Annotated in this window: 15 protein-coding genes; 6 read left to right on the top strand and 9 right to left on the bottom strand. The window is 70.9% G+C overall.

Translation table 11 applies throughout. The features are described 5' to 3' along the window. Positions 1 to 49 precede the first annotated feature (49 nt). Positions 50 to 421 (bottom strand): iron chaperone, encoded by a 372-nt coding sequence (locus tag ACWCO8_RS24435; protein WP_451034038.1) that lies wholly within the window; start codon positions 419 to 421, stop codon positions 50 to 52. Positions 422 to 455: 34 nt separating this feature from the next. Between ACWCO8_RS24435 and ACWCO8_RS24430 the strand changes: the two genes are divergently transcribed. From ACWCO8_RS24430 to ACWCO8_RS24410, 5 genes are all read left to right on the top strand, one after another. After that, the gene (locus ACWCO8_RS24430; RefSeq protein ID WP_451034037.1) at positions 456 to 1631 is read left to right on the top strand and encodes a thiolase C-terminal domain-containing protein; all 1176 of its coding nucleotides are present in this window, start codon (positions 456 to 458) and stop codon (positions 1629 to 1631) included. Positions 1632 to 1797: 166 nt separating this feature from the next. Next, positions 1798 to 3051 carry an FAD-dependent monooxygenase gene (locus ACWCO8_RS24425; protein WP_451034036.1) on the top strand — a complete coding sequence of 418 codons (1254 nt, stop codon included), beginning with the start codon at positions 1798 to 1800 and terminating at the stop codon, positions 3049 to 3051. A gap of 79 nt (positions 3052 to 3130) precedes the next feature. Continuing rightward, positions 3131 to 5407 carry an N-acetylmuramoyl-L-alanine amidase gene (locus ACWCO8_RS24420; protein ID WP_451034035.1) on the top strand — a complete coding sequence of 759 codons (2277 nt, stop codon included), beginning with the start codon at positions 3131 to 3133 and terminating at the stop codon, positions 5405 to 5407. A 63-nt stretch (positions 5408 to 5470) separates the two neighbouring features. After that, positions 5471 to 6127 (top strand): pyridoxine/pyridoxamine 5'-phosphate oxidase, encoded by a 657-nt coding sequence (locus ACWCO8_RS24415; RefSeq protein WP_451034034.1) that lies wholly within the window; start codon positions 5471 to 5473, stop codon positions 6125 to 6127. A 43-nt stretch (positions 6128 to 6170) separates the two neighbouring features. Then, positions 6171 to 6419 carry an SCO4226 family nickel-binding protein gene (locus tag ACWCO8_RS24410; protein ID WP_362012989.1) on the top strand — a complete coding sequence of 83 codons (249 nt, stop codon included), beginning with the start codon at positions 6171 to 6173 and terminating at the stop codon, positions 6417 to 6419. A 33-nt stretch (positions 6420 to 6452) separates the two neighbouring features. Here the strand turns inward: ACWCO8_RS24410 and ACWCO8_RS24405 are convergent, their stop codons facing one another. From ACWCO8_RS24405 to ACWCO8_RS24375, 7 genes are all read right to left on the bottom strand, one after another. Next, positions 6453 to 8324: an AMP-dependent synthetase/ligase gene (locus ACWCO8_RS24405; protein ID WP_451034033.1), complete on the bottom strand. Its 1872-nt coding sequence runs from the start codon at positions 8322 to 8324 to the stop codon at positions 6453 to 6455. A gap of 44 nt (positions 8325 to 8368) precedes the next feature. After that, entirely contained in the window at positions 8369 to 9046 is a 678-nt protein-coding gene (locus ACWCO8_RS24400) for a TetR/AcrR family transcriptional regulator (protein ID WP_362012986.1), read from the bottom strand. A gap of 140 nt (positions 9047 to 9186) precedes the next feature. Further along, positions 9187 to 10518, bottom strand: coding sequence for a dicarboxylate/amino acid:cation symporter (locus tag ACWCO8_RS24395; RefSeq protein WP_451034032.1), 1332 nt, complete (start codon positions 10516 to 10518; stop codon positions 9187 to 9189). A 384-nt stretch (positions 10519 to 10902) separates the two neighbouring features. Continuing rightward, positions 10903 to 11148 carry a DUF4229 domain-containing protein gene (locus tag ACWCO8_RS24390; protein ID WP_451034263.1) on the bottom strand — a complete coding sequence of 82 codons (246 nt, stop codon included), beginning with the start codon at positions 11146 to 11148 and terminating at the stop codon, positions 10903 to 10905. Positions 11149 to 11252: 104 nt separating this feature from the next. Next, on the bottom strand, positions 11253 to 11777 hold the full coding sequence (locus ACWCO8_RS24385; RefSeq protein ID WP_362012980.1) for a GNAT family N-acetyltransferase: 525 nt from the start codon (positions 11775 to 11777) through the stop codon (positions 11253 to 11255). A gap of 13 nt (positions 11778 to 11790) precedes the next feature. Beyond that, positions 11791 to 12954, bottom strand: coding sequence for an aminofutalosine synthase MqnE (gene mqnE / locus ACWCO8_RS24380; RefSeq protein ID WP_362012978.1), 1164 nt, complete (start codon positions 12952 to 12954; stop codon positions 11791 to 11793). A gap of 50 nt (positions 12955 to 13004) precedes the next feature. After that, complete coding sequence (locus ACWCO8_RS24375; RefSeq protein WP_318104107.1) at positions 13005 to 13460, bottom strand: Lrp/AsnC family transcriptional regulator; 456 nt, start codon at positions 13458 to 13460, stop codon at positions 13005 to 13007. Between the two features lie 114 nt (positions 13461 to 13574). Here ACWCO8_RS24375 and ACWCO8_RS24370 point away from each other — a divergent pair, with 114 nt between their 5' ends. Then, the gene (locus tag ACWCO8_RS24370) at positions 13575 to 13715 is read left to right on the top strand and encodes a hypothetical protein (protein ID WP_362012977.1); all 141 of its coding nucleotides are present in this window, start codon (positions 13575 to 13577) and stop codon (positions 13713 to 13715) included. 8 nt (positions 13716 to 13723) lie between these two features. Here ACWCO8_RS24370 and ACWCO8_RS24365 read toward each other — a convergent pair whose 3' ends face one another. Next, positions 13724 to 14410 carry a UbiX family flavin prenyltransferase gene (locus ACWCO8_RS24365; protein ID WP_362012975.1) on the bottom strand — a complete coding sequence of 229 codons (687 nt, stop codon included), beginning with the start codon at positions 14408 to 14410 and terminating at the stop codon, positions 13724 to 13726. Positions 14411 to 14464 lie beyond the last annotated feature (54 nt).

Below are 14464 nucleotides of genomic sequence, written 5' to 3'. Positions count from 1 at the left end.
GGACGGGGCCAGAAACCCAGAGCCGGGAGCACCCGGAACCAGCACCGGTTCAGCAGACCTCCCCCGGCGCCTTCGCCGTCGCCCGCAGCAGATCCCGTACGAGGGTGAAGTCCACCCGCTCGGGGCGGCGGAAGCGCAGGCACCCCTTGCCCATGTCCTGGTCGGCGAGCCGCTCCTCGAAGCCCTCCCGGACGTCCGGGCGCATCAAGTAGAAGGAGATGTACTGCTTCTGCGAGGCGAAGGCGATCTCCGGCTCGCCGCCGCGCCGCCGGTACGTCGGCATTCCGTACGCCATGGCCTCCTCGAAGCCGTGGAGTTCGGTGCGGCAGAGCTCCCGCAGCCGGACGAGCGCGGTGAGGCGGTCCGGGTCCGTGACCTCGGTGAGGTAGGTGTCGACGTCTTCGGCCGTGCTGCGCGCCATCCCGAAACTCCTTATCTGATGTACCGTCAGATTCATGCCCACCACTTCACGGAACCGCGACCGCGCCGGGCGACGCGTCGCCGTCGTCGGCATATCCCTCTCCGACTGCGGCCGGGTCGACGAGGCCACTCCCTACACTCTGCACGCCCAGGCCGCCCGCCGCGCCCTCGCGGACAGCGGTCTCGACCGCTCGGTGATCGACGGCCTCGCCTCGGCGGGGCTCGGCACCCTCGCCCCGGTCGAGGTCGCCGAGTACCTGGGCCTGCGACCCCGCTGGGTGGACTCGACCGCCGTCGGCGGCGCCACCTGGGAGGTCATGGCCGCCCACGCGGCCGACGCCATCGCCGCGGGCCACGCCAACGCCGTCCTCCTCGTCTACGGCTCGACCGCCCGCGCCGACATCAAGGCCCGCCGCCGCACCTCGAACCTCTCCTTCGGCGCGCGCGGCCCGCTGCAGTTCGAGGTCCCCTACGGACACACCCTGATCTCCAAGTACGCGATGGCCGCCCGCCGCCATATGCACGAGTACGGGACGACCCTGGAGCAGCTCGCCGAGGTCGCCGTCCAGGCGCGGGCGAACGCGGCGCTCAACCCGGAGGCGATGTTCCGCGAGCCGATCACGGTCGACGAGGTGCTCGGCGGCCCGATGATCGCGGACCCGTTCACCAAGCTGCACTGCTGCATCCGCAGCGACGGCGGCTGCGCGGTGCTGCTCGCGGCGGAGGAGTACGTACCGGACACGGCGAAGGCGCCCGTCTGGGTCCTCGGCACGGGCGAGCACGTCTCGCACACCACGATGTCGGAGTGGGAGGACTTCACGGTCTCCCCGGCGGCGGTCAGCGGCCGGCTCGCGTTCGAGCGGGCGGGGGTCACTCCGGCGGACATCGACCTCGCGGAGGTCTACGACGCCTTCACGTACATGACGCTGGGGACCCTCGAGGACCTGGGCTTCTGCGCGAAGGGCGAGGGCGGCGCGTTCATCGAGGCGAAGGACCACCTGCCCGTGAACACGGACGGCGGCGGCCTCTCGGCCTGCCACCCGGGGATGCGGGGCCTGTTCCTCCTGGTGGAGGCGGTCCGCCAGCTCCGCGGCGAGGCCCCGGGCCTCCAGGTCCGACGCCCGGACGGCAGCCTGCCTGAGTTGGCGGTGGCGTCGGGGACGGGGGGCTGGTTCTGCTCGTCGGGGACGGTGGTGCTGGGCCGGGGCTGAGACGGGGGCCAGGGAGCGGGGAGCCGGGAGCCAGGGAGCCGACCGCCGAGGAGTCAGCCCGCCAGATCTATACATCCGTCATAGACAAGCGTGTAGGACATCCGTATAGTCATGGGTGCGGGGCCGACGCGGCTCCGCATCCACGACCGCGACCAGGAGTCCTGCCATGACGCACGCACCCTCGAGCAAGACGGTCCTCATCTCCGGCGCCTCGATCGCCGGCCCCGCCCTCGCCCTCCTCCTCCACCGCCACGGCTTCACCCCCACCGTCGTCGAGCGCGCCCCCGAACTCCGCACCGGCGGCTACAAGGTCGACATCCGGGGCACCGCCATCGAGGTCTGCCGCCGCCTGGGGATCCTGGACGAGGTACGGGCCAACTCCACGGACATGGACGGCGGTTCGTACGTCGACGCGCAGGGCCGCACGATCGGCGTGCTGCCCGCCGAGATCTTCGGCGGGCGGACCGAGGGGGACGACGAGATCATGCGCGGCGACCTCGCCCGCATCCTGTACGAGCGGACCCGCGACGACGTCGAGTACGTCTTCGGCGACTCCATCGAGGCCCTCCACGACGACGGCCACGGCGTGGACGTCGCCTTCGAGAGCGGGCGGCGGCGCCGCTTCGACCTGGTGGTCGGCGCGGACGGCATGCACTCGAACACCCGGCGCCTCGCCTTCGGCGACGAGCGGCGCTTCACCCGCTACCTGGGCGCGTACATCTCGATCTTCTCCGCCCCCAACCGCCTGGGCCTCACCCGCTGGGAGACGTACCACGCCCGTCCGAAGAAGCTGATCTCCGTCTACAGCACGGCGGGCGAGCAGGCGCACACGGCGAAGAACCTCTTCGTCTTCTCCGCGCCCGAGGAGCTCTCCTACGACCGCCGGGACACGGCGGCGCAGAAGCGGCTGCTCGCCGAGGCCTTCGCGGGCGACGACTGGGAGATCCCGCGCCTGATCGCCGACGCGGCGGAAGCCGAGGACTTCTACTTCGACACGATCTCCCTCGTCGAGATGGACCGCTGGTCGAGCGGCCGCGTCGTCCTCGTCGGCGACGCCGCCCACTGCGTCTCCCCCGCCGCCGGCCAGGGCACCGGCCTCGCCCTCATCGGCGCGTACGTCCTCGCGGGCGAACTCGCGGCCGCCCACGGCGACCACCGCACGGCCTTCGCCGCGTACGAGCGCGTGATGCGCCCGGGCGTCGAACTGAACCAGCGCTTCGCGGCCCGCTTCGCGAAGGAGATGACGGTCTCCTCCCGCTGGAAGATCGCCCTCCGCATGGCCATGGTCCGCACCCTCCCCCGCACCCCCTGGAAGAACCTGATCGCGAAGAAGATCCGCGACGACATCCAGCGCGCGGCGAACGCGATCCCGCTGAAGGAGTACGGGCACGAGCACGGCGCCCGGCACGCGTCCGTCTGACCAGGGGCAACAACCCCTCCCCGGACGAGAGTCGGCCGAAGGCACCGGCTAGTGTCCTGCGCTCCAGGGGAGGAGCACCATGAAGGAATCGCACAGACACGGCCGCCGCCTGACGGCCCTCGCCGTCACCGCCGTCCTCGCGGCCACCGGGGGGACCCTGGCCGCACCGTCGGCCGTGGCCGCGATCCCGGCGAACGCGGCGGACACGACACCGCAGCAGGCGCCCGTACGGTTCCCGCTGAACGCGGAGATCGTCAGCGCGGGCACCACCGGCTTCCTGTCGAAGACCAACACCCGCACCCCCGAGTACCGCTGGACGCGGTACGCGGACGGGACCTCGACCGTGCTGCCGGCCGCGGCCATGGTGACCGGCGGGTCGGACCTCGTGGTGACGGGCGAGCGGGCGAACCCGTGGGAGAACCGGGTCCTGAAGGTCCACGACATGGCCACCCCCGAGGCGGAGCCGGTGGAGGTGGACCTCGACAAGCTCGGAGCCGCGTACTGGTTCGCCGGCACGGTCGGCTCGACACTGATCGTCATCGCCGACCAGCCGGACGGCGACTGGCTGCCCCACCTCATCACCGTCGAGGGCGGGACACTGACCGACCGGCCGGTGACCGGAATGCCGAAGGGGGAATGCCTCCCCGTCGAGACCTCGTACACCGCGCGGACCGTCGCCTTCGACTGCGGGCTCGGGACGGACGAGGTCCCGAGCAAGGTCGTCGTCGATCTCGCCGCCGCCACCGCCGTCTCCGAGCACGCCAAGGCCGGACCGCTCTCGACCATCCTGGCGACGGCTGTCTCCGACACCCATGTGGCTTGGTACGAATCGCACAGCACGGGGCACTCGATCCACGTCGGCCGGCACAGCTCGACCGAACGGAAGCAGCTCCGCGTCACGAGCTGGGACGGTGACGCCTTCCAGATGCTCGGCGGATGGGTGGCCGTCGGCCAGCCCCGCCGTATCGACGCCGGCGCCGAGATCTACGGCATGGCCCCCGAGCCCCCACGGCCCTTCGTCGCCGAGTCGGCGGAGACCGGCGAGACCGTCGCACTCCTCACGTACGTCTCGTCCGCCGTCCCCGCCCCCGACGGCTCTCTGATGGTGCGGGGCGGCACCCCCGCAGCGGGCGAGGGCCTCTACCGGGTCGCCCTCGGCGCGGACGGGAAGCCGGCCGCCACGATGGTCGCGCCGACCGGCCAGGCGACCACCGTGACCCTCCTCGGCAGCACCGTCCCGACCGTGGTCACCGGCGACCAGCTCGCCAAGGGGGTCGACTTCAGCTGGAACCTCTCCCGGAGCGACGCGTACGTCCGGGTAGCCCTGGTCCACGTACGAACCGGCAAGCGTACGGAGTGGACGCTCGTGCGGGAACCGGGCGCCGGCAACACTCCGCGCACGGTCAGCCTGCGGTGGAACGGCAAGGATCTGTACAGCCACCACTCCACGAACCCTGCCCCCAACGGTGAGTACACCTGGGAGCTGATCGCGGAGCCCGACGACGCCATCGGCCCTGAACTCCGCGCCACCGGCCGGTTCACCGTGACCCGCCCTGTGGCCCCGCACGACCATGACGACGACGGCACCCCCGATGTGTTCGTCCGTGACTGGGGAGGCGGTCTGGTGCGCCTCGCCACTCAGCCATCGGACGCGGGCGACAGCATCACACGGACAGGCCACTTGAGAGTCGGCGGCGGCTGGGAGATCTACGACCGGATGGAGTCCGTCGGCAATGTGGCGGGCACCTCCGTGGCCGACTCGATCGCCCGCGACAAGAGCGGCGTGCTCTGGCTCTACCAGGGCACCGGCCTCGGGGAGAAGCCCTTCCTGACCCGGACGAGGGTCGGGGGCGGCTGGCAGATCTACGACCAGCTCGCCGGCGGGAGCGACCTCACCAACGACGGCAAGCCCGACCTGCTCGCCACCGACAAGACGGGCGTCCTCTGGCTCTACACCGGCACGGGCAACGCCAACGCCCCCTTCGCCACGCGGAAGAAGATCGGCGGCGGCTGGGGGATCTACAACCAGCTCACCGCCACCGGCGACCTCGCCGGTGCCCCAGGAGGCGACCTCCTCGCCCGTGACAAGGCCGGTGTCCTCTGGCTCTACCTCGGCAAGGGCGACGGCACCTTCGCCGCGCGCACGAGGCTCGGCGCCGGCTGGAACATGTTCAAGGACGTCATCGGCATCGGTGACGGAAACGGCGACGGCCGCCCCGACCTGCTCGCGCTGCGGGATGTGTCGGGCGACAGGGCGTACTTCTACGCCGGTACCGGCGACTGGCGCGCGCCGTTCAAGCCTGGGAAGGCCACCGACGTACTCCCGGACGACGTGTCGTACGAGGCCGGTTTCTGACCCCTGAGGCCGGAGCGACACGGCGCGCGCAGACACGCGTCCGCTCCGGCCTAGGGTTCCCCCATGACCGACTTCGACCGCACCCTCCGCTCCCTCAAGGTCTGGGACACCGCCCTGCCGGTCTTCGCGCCCGAGACCGCGCCCGTCGAGCCGTTGCCGCTCTTCCACGAGTGGTTCGTGGCCGCGGCCGAGGCGGGGCAGGTGGAGCCGCACACGATGTCGCTGGCGACCGTGGACGAGGGTGGGCGGCCCGATGTGCGGACCGTGATGCTGCACGGGGCCGACGCGCGGGGCTGGCACTTCGCCTCGCACGCCACCAGTGCCAAGGGGCGCCAGCTCGCCGCCCGCCCCGAGGCCGCGCTCGGGTTCTACTGGCCGGTCCAGGGCCGCCAGGTCCGGGTCCGCGGCCGGGTCTCGACCTCGCCGCGCGACGAGGCGTACGCCGATCTGCACGCCCGCACCACCGGGGCCCTGGCCTCCGCGCTCGTGGGGCGGCAGAGCGAGGTCCTCGACGACCTGGACACGCTGGCCCGCGTGAGCCGGGCGGCCTGGGAGCGGGCGGAGGCGGAGCCGGGGGCGCACGCCGAAAGCTGGACGCTCTACGTCCTGGAGCCGGCCGAGGTCGAGTTCTTCCAGGGCGACGAGCGGCGGCGGCACGTACGGCTCCGGTACCGCAGGGAGGCGACGGGCGGCTGGACGCGGGAGCTGCTCTGGCCGTGACCGGGGGGCGGGGCGCACCATGAGAAGAGGAGGTGGGAGAACCATGGGTACGTACATGGATGTCCACCGGAACATGGTCGGGATCACCGCCGACGAGCTGAAGGAAGCGCACGCGGCGGACCTGGCGATCGAGAAGGACGAGGGCGTCCACTTCGAGAAGGCGTGGGCGGACCCGGATTCCGGCACGGTCTACTGCCTGTCCCACGGGCCCTCGGCCGACGCCGTCCAGCGCATTCACGCCCGTACGGGCCACGCGGCCGACGAGATCCACGAAGTGAGCCTCATGGTGTGACGACCCTCAGGGTCCCTCAGGGCGTGACGGCCCTCAGGGGGTGACGGCCGCGTCCTCGCCCCCGTACATCCCCTCGACCTCGTCGGCGAAGTCGCGCAGCACCGCCGCGCGCCGCAGCTTCAGCGAGGGCGTCAGGTGGCCGCTCGCCTCGGACCACTCGGTGGTGAGGACGCGGAACGCGCGGATGGACTCGGCCCGGGAGACCAGCCGGTTGGCGTCGTCCACGGCGCGCTGGAGCACACCGAGGAGTTCCTCGTCGGCGGCGAGCTGCCGGAGCGGGATGTGGTCCTTCTTCCGCATCCGCCGCCAGTGCGTGAGCCCTTCCTGGTCCAGGGTGAGCAGCGCGGTGATGTACGGGCGGTTGTCGCCGAGGACCAGGCACTGGCCGATCAGCGGGTGGGCGCGGAGCCAGTCCTCCAGTGGGGCGGGGGTGACGTTCTTGCCCGCCGAGGTGATGAGGATGTCCTTCTTCCGGCCGGTGATCCGCAGATAGCCGTCCTCGTCGAGCGCGCCCAGGTCGCCGGTGGGGAACCAGCCCTCGTCGGTGAAGGGCACGGCCACCCCGCGCTGGGCGTCCCAGTAGCCGGCGAAGATGTGGCCGCCCTTGAGCCAGATCTCGCCGTCGTCCGCGATCCGTACCGCCGTCCCGGGCAGCGGCCGGCCCACCGTTCCGGTGCGGGGCCTCCGGGGCGGGGTGACGGTGGAGGCCGCGCAGGTCTCCGTGAGGCCGTACCCCTCGTAGACGTCGATGCCGGCGCCCGAGTAGAACTCCGAGAGCCGGGTGCCCAGCGGGGAGCCGCCGCAGATCACGTGCCGTACGCGGCCGCCGAGGGCGTCCCTGATCCGCCGGTAGACCAGCGGGTCGTACAGCGCGCGGGCCGCCCGCAGCCCGAGCGAGGGCGCGTCCTCGTGGCCGTACCGCTGGGCGACGCGCGCGGCCCGGTCGAAGGAGGAGGCCCGGCCGGATCGTTCGGCGGTCGCCCGGGCGGAGTTGTAGACCTTCTCCAGGACGTACGGGATGGCCAGCAGGAACGTCGGCCGGAAGCCGGCCAGGTCGGCGAGCAGGTCGCCGTTCTCGATGGACGGCGCGTGCCCGAGCCGCACCCGGGCCCGTACGCAGCCGATGGCGACCATCCGCCCGAAGACGTGCGCGAGGGGCAGGAAGAGCAGGGTCGCGGGCGCCTCCTTGAGGATCTCGCGGAACACCGGGTGCAGGAAGGCGATGGCGTTGTCGACCTCGGCGAAGAAGTTGCCGTGGGTCAGGGCGCAGCCCTTGGGGCGGCCGGTGGTGCCCGAGGTGTAGACGAGGGTGGCGAGCGTGTCGGGGCCGAGGAGCGCGCGCCGGGCGGTCACGGCCTCGTCGGGCACGTCCGCCCCGGCCCGCCTGAGCTGGTCGACGGCACCGGCGTCGAGGACCCAGAGGTGCGCGAGCCCGGGCAGTCCGCGGCGCTCGGTGGAGACGAGCCGGCCCTGCGCGGGGTCCTCGACGACACAGGCGACGGCGCCGGAGTCCTGGAGGATCCAGCGGGTCTGGAACGCGGAGGAGGTCGGGTAGACGGGGACGGTGATCAGGCCGGCGGCCCAGGCGGCGAAGTCGAGCAGGGTCCACTCGTAGGTCGTACGGGCCATCAGCGCGAGCCGGTCGCCGGGTTGCAGCCCCGCGGCGATCAACCCCTTGGCGACGGCGTGGACTTCGGCGGCGAAGGCGGCGGCGGTGACGTCGTCCCAACCGCCGTCGGCGCGCTTGCGCCCGAAGACGACGGCGTCGGGCTCGGCGGACGCGTTGTCGTACGGAACATCGGCGAGCGACCCGTGCCGGACCGGAGGAACGAGCGGCGGTACGGAGGCCTCCCGTACGGCGCCGGCGACGAGGGTGATCCGAGGATGGGGCTCGGGGACGGACACGTGCGGCTCCTCGGCCCTTCGGCCCTTGGTAACTCCGGGTAAATCTAGGAGAGATGAGAGGGCGAGGACAATCCCCGAGGGGACCAGCGCTCACTCCGCATCAGATTGCCGAGCCCGGCCCACGCGAAGTTCATCAGCGTCGCCGCCGCCTCCCAGGCCGTCATCCCCGGCGTCTCGTTGGCCCAGCCGGCCAGCGACTCGGCGGCCCCGACGAGCGCCTGGGCGAGCCCCGCGACGTCCCGCTCGGCCAGCTCCGGGTCGCGGTTCGTCGCGCGGTGGGTCTCCTGGGCGGCGGCCCCGATCAGCGTCCCCACGTACGCGACGATCTCGTCCCGCATCCGCCCCGCCTCACCGGCGAACGGCTCCCCGTGCGTCCGCGCCTGCCGGCTCAGCACCGCCCACCCGTCGGGGTGTTCGGCGGTGTGCGTGAAGAAGGCGAGCAGCCCCGCCCACAACTGCTCCTCGGCCGGCTCCGCCCGGTCGACCCCACCCACGACGGCGGCGACCAGCGCCTGCGCCTCGCGCCGGATGCAGGCGGTGAAGAGCTCTTCCTTGGAGTTCAGATACAGATAGACCAACGGCTTGGAGACCCCGGCGAGTTCGGCGATCTCGTCCATCGAGGCGGCCTGGTACCCCAGCCGTCCGAAGGTCCGCACGGCGGCATCCATCATCTGCCGCTCCCGGACCTCCCGAGGCATCCGCTTCCCCTTCACCCCACCCATCACGACCGCCGCCCTTCCCGCCCGTGCCCGCCCTGCCCGCCGACTCGGGGGAGAGCCTATGTCCACCGCCACGGACCGCGGGAACGCGTGATGCCCATGCCCCCGAGGGGACATGGGCATCACGGGCGTGCGGGTGCGGGTCAGGCGGCGACGGCCACCGTCTCGCGGGTGCTCTCGCGCTCGTCGACCGGGGAGGACGAGGCGGAGTTGTACGCGTCCAGGTCGAGGATCTTCTCGCGGGCGGCGACGACGACCGGGACCAGCGCCTGGCCGGCGACGTTCGTGGCCGTACGCATCATGTCCAGGATCGGGTCGATCGCCATCAGGAGGCCGACGCCCTCCAGGGGGAGCCCCAGGGTGGAGAGGGTCAGGGTCAGCATGACCGTGGCGCCCGTCAGGCCGGCCGTGGCGGCCGAGCCGACGACCGAGACGAAGGCGATCAGGAGGTAGTCCTGGATGCCCAGCTGGACGTCGAAGATCTGCGCGATGAAGATCGCGGCGAGCGCCGGGTAGATCGCGGCGCAGCCGTCCATCTTCGTGGTCGCGCCGAACGGGACGGCGAAGGAGGCGTACTCCTTCGGGACGCCGAGGCGCTCGGTGACCTTCTGGGTGACCGGCATCGTGCCGACCGAGGAGCGGGAGACGAAGGCCAGCTGGATGGCCGGCCAGGCGCCCTTGAAGAACTGGATCGGGTTGACCTTGGCGACCGTCGCGAGCAGCAGCGGGTAGACGCCGAAGAGGACCAGGGCGCAGCCGATGTAGACGTCGGCGGTGAAGGTCGCGTACTTGCCGATCAGCTCCCAGCCGTAGTCGGCGATGGCGAAGCCGATGAGGCCGACGGTGCCGATCGGGGCGAGGCGGATGACCCACCACAGGGCCTTCTGGAGGAGCTCCAGGACCGACTCGGAGAGGGACAGGATCGGCTTGGCGCGGTCACCGAGCTTGAGCGCGGCGACGCCGGCGACGGCGGCCATGAAGACGATCTGCAGGACGTTCAGCTCGGTGAACGGGGTGATGACGTCCGTCGGGATGATCCCGGTCAGGAAGTCGATCCAGGTGCCCTCGCGCTTCGGCAGCTTGCCGTCCTGCGGGGTGAGGCCGGTGCCGGCGCCCGGGTTGGTGAGCAGGCCGAGCGCGAGGCCGATGGCGACCGCGACGAGCGAGGTGATCATGAACCAGACGAGGGTCTGCGCGGCCAGCCGGGCCGCGTTGTTGACCTTCCGCAGGTTCGTGATCGACACCAGGATCGCGAAGAAGACGAGCGGGGCGACGGCCAGCTTCAGGAGCTGGACGAAGATGTCGCCGACCTGGCCGAGGGTGTCCTTCAGCCAGCTGATGTCCTGGCTGCGGGCGAGCCAGCCGAGCAGGACGCCGAGCACGAGACCGGCGACGATCTGGGCCCAGAAGGGGATCTTGGGTATGCGGGAGGAAGTCGGGGACTTCGCCTCGGGCGTGGACGCGGACGCGGACACAGACACACTCCAGCGGTGCGTATCGGGGAAATACGGGGACGGGGGTGCGGTACACACGCGTTCAAGCGGTACCGCTGCATGATGCCGGGGTCAGAGCTCGCGGCAACAGACCGCGGACATACAGCGGCACAGATCGACATGCAGGCGCGCCACGAGCGGAATGCTCACGGCATCGAGGGGGCGCACTGCTGTCGTCATGGCAGGTACGTTAACACTTGAACTTTGAGAACCTCAAAGCCATTCTTTGAGGCCCCGGGAGCCCACCCTGGCCTCCGAAACGCAGAACACCCCGGTCAAGAGCCTTCGAAGCTCCGACCGGGGTGTTTGTACTGTGATGAAACTTACCCGGACCTTACGCGGGTCTGCCGCGGGCCGGGTCCAGCCTTACGCGTCCTCGCGCGACCGGTTCTCCGCCAGGCGGTCCTTCGCCCGGTCCACCTTGGCCACGATCTGCTCGGACATCGCGTCCCGCTGGCCCCGCAGCAGGACGTAGCTGAGCGGCGCGGAGATCACGATGGAGAGCAGCAGCACCCAGAGCAGGTTGGAGTCGCCGAGGCCGCGCGGCAGCACGCCCACGTAGACGAGCCCCCAGAGCGCGAAGAAGCACCCGGCGAAGATGCCGAGGCGCATGAGGGTGTAGCGGAGGGTCGCAGCGCCCGTCCCGTTCGCGGCCACGACGGCCCCTTTCTCTGTCTGTGATGCAGCCCCACCAGTGAAGCACGGGACATACGTGATCAATTCAGCGGGAGCAGCATGAAGATGTCGTCCCGGTCGTCGCCCTCGGCCACCCGGATCGCGCCGGGCACCCGCCCGACCTCCTTGTAGCCGCAGGAGGCGTAGAAGCGGTCGACGCCCGTGCCGCCCCGGCAGGTGAGCCGGATCGCGTCGATCCCGTCGAAGCCGCGCACCTCGTCCTCGACGGCGGCCATGAGGTCGCGGCCGTACCCCTTGCCCTGGTGGGAGGGGTGGACCATGACCGTGTAGAGCCAGACCCAGTGCCGCATCAGCCGGTGCGTGTTGTACGCGACGAAGGTGGTGGCGGCGACGGTGCCGTCCTCCTCGTACCCGACGAGGAGGCGCATCCGGCCCTCGGCCATGGCGGCAAGGTGCTTGACCAGCTCGGACCGGACGTCGTCCACGGTGACCGGCGGGACGAAGCCGACGGCTCCGCCCGCGTTGGAGACGTCCGTCCAGAGCCGCAGGACCCCGTCCCGTACCTCAGGGGTGATCGAGGGGTCGAGTTCGAACCTCAGGGACATCGGTGCCGGTACCTCAGACCCGCATCGCCTGCGGCGACTCGCGGCGGTCCGCGTCCGGGCCCGGGTACTCGCGGATGATCTCGTACCGCGTGTTCCGCTCCACGGGGCGGAAGCCGGCGTCCCGGATCAGTTCGAGCAGGTCCTCGCGGCCCAGCTTGTTCGGGGTGCCGTAGTTGTCGGCGTCGTGCGTGATCTTGTACTCGACGACCGAGCCGTCCATGTCGTCGGCGCCGTGCTGGAGCGCGAGCTGGGCGGTCTGGACGCCGTGCATGACCCAGAAGACCTTGACGTGCGGCACGTTGTCGAAGAGGAGGCGGGAGACGGCGAAGGTCTTGAGGGCCTCCGCGCCGGTCGCCATCGTCGTGCGCGCCTGAAGCTTGTTGCGGACCTTGCCGTCCTGCATGTCCACGAAGTCGTGCTGGTAGCGCAGCGGGATGAAGACCTGGAAGCCGCCGGTCTCGTCCTGGAGCTCACGCAGGCGCAGCACGTGGTCGACGCGGTGCCGGGGCTCCTCGATGTGCCCGTACAGCATGGTCGAGGGGGTCTTGAGCCCCTTCTCGTGCGCGAGGCGGTGGATCCGGGACCAGTCCTCCCAGTGGGTGCGGTGGTCCACGATGTGCTGACGGACCTCCCAGTCGAAGATCTCCGCGCCGCCGCCGGTGAGGGACTCCAGGCCGGCCTCGATGAGCTCGTCGAGGATGTCGGAGGCCGACATGCCCGAGATGGTCTCGAAGTGGTGGATCTCGGTGGCGGTGAAGGCCTTCAGGGAGACGTTCGGGAGCGCCTTCTTCAGCTCGGAGAGCGAGCGCGGGTAGTAGCGCCAGGGCAGGTTGGGGTGGAGCCCGTTGACGATGTGCAGCTCGGTGAGGTTCTCGTTCTCCATCGCCTTGGCGAGGCGGACGGCCTCCTCGATGCGCATCGTGTACGCGTCCTTCTCGCCCGGCTTGCGCTGGAACGAGCAGTACGCGCAGGACGCGGTGCACACGTTCGTCATGTTGAGGTGGCGGTTGACGTTGAAGTGGACGACGTCACCGTTCTTGCGGGTCCGGACCTCGTGGGCCAGGCCGCCGAGCCAGGCGAGGTCGTCGGACGCGTACAGAGCGATGCCGTCCTCGCGGCTCAGCCGCTCTCCGGAACGGACCTTCTGCTCCAGCTCGCGCTTGAGTCCCGCGTCCATCTAGGGCCGCCTCCCATGTCTGACGATTTCAGGCTCCACCCACCGTACTCTCAGCCCTCTTCGGGCAGATCCCCGACCCGGTTCTCCCACTTCGTGGAGAGCACGATCGTCGTACGGGTACGGGAGACGCCCTTGGTGCCGGAGAGACGGCGGATGGTCTTCTCCAGCCCGTCGACGTCGTCCACCCGCACCTTGAGCATGTACGAGTCGTCGCCGGCGATGAACCAGCAGTCCTCGATCTCGGCGAGGTCCTTCAGGCGGCGCGCCACGTCCTCGTGGTCGGCGGCGTCGGAGAGGGAGATGCCGATGAGGGCGGTCACGCCGAGGCCGAGCGAGGCGGCGTCGACCGTCGCGCGGTAGCCGGTGATGACGCCGGCCGCCTCCAGACGGTTGATGCGGTCGGTGACGGAGGGGCCGGAGAGCCCGACGAGCCGGCCGAGTTCGGCGTACGAAGCGCGGCCGTTCTCGCGCAGAGCCTGGATGAGCTGCCTGTCCACGGCGTCCATAGGTATGAAGCCTTCCATTGTCCAGCGATACCGCGAGTTTAGGTATAGAATCTAAGGTACACAGGGGTCGACACCCTGTGAATCTTTCAATTGAACAAAGACGATCATTCAGGAGTGGTGTTCACCGTGTACACGATCGAGATGGCCTACGCCCGTATGCGCGAGCTGCAGGACCTGGCCGACCGCTCGCGTGCCCACCAGCCGTCCCGCGCCGCCCGGCGCGCCGAGAAGAAGCGCACCGCGAAGAAGCGCTGATCACGGCCCTAATCCCCCCGGGGGGAGGCTGCTCCACCGAGCTCCCCCTCCCAACGGCGGTACAGCTTGTGCGGCACCCCTGCCGCGTCGAGCACCCGCCCCGCGACGAAGTCCACCAGATCCTGGATGTGCGTCGCCCCCGCGTAGAACGCCGGCGAGGCGGGCAGCACCACGGCGCCCGCCTCGTCCAGCGCGACCAGGTGCTTCAGCGTCTGCCCGTTCAGCGGGGTCTCCCGCACCGCGACCACCAGCGGCCGCCGCTCCTTGAGCGTCACGCTCGCCGCCCGCTGCAGCAGGTCCTTCGAAAGCCCCAGCGCCACGCCCGCCACCGAGGCGGTGGACGCGGGCACGATCAGCATCCCCTTCACCGGGTACGACCCCGATGACGGCCCGGCGGCGAGATCCCCGGCCGCCCAGTACCGCACGTCGTCGATCCGGGGTGCGAACGTCTCCGGCTTCCCGTCGGCGCCCCGCGCCAGCCAGGTCGCCAGGTCCTCGCGCCAGTGCGCGTCCCGGAAGGCGATCCCGGTCTCGTCGAGCAGCGTCAGCCGCGACGCCCGCGACACGACCAGGTCGACGCTCTCCCCCGCCGCGAGCAGCCCCCTCAGCACGGCGGCGGCATACGGCGTCCCCGACGCCCCGGACACCCCGACCACCCAGGGACGACGCTGCTGTTCCTCTACTACCCGCTCCACGCCGACGAGCCTATCCGGCGGCGCGAGCACCCCGCCCTCTCAGGCCGCCCTTCC

The sequence above is a fragment of the Streptomyces sp. NPDC001927 genome (genome assembly GCF_053594455.1).
Note: the sequence above shows the minus strand (reverse complement) of the source record. Positions and strands in the feature narration are given on the sequence as shown.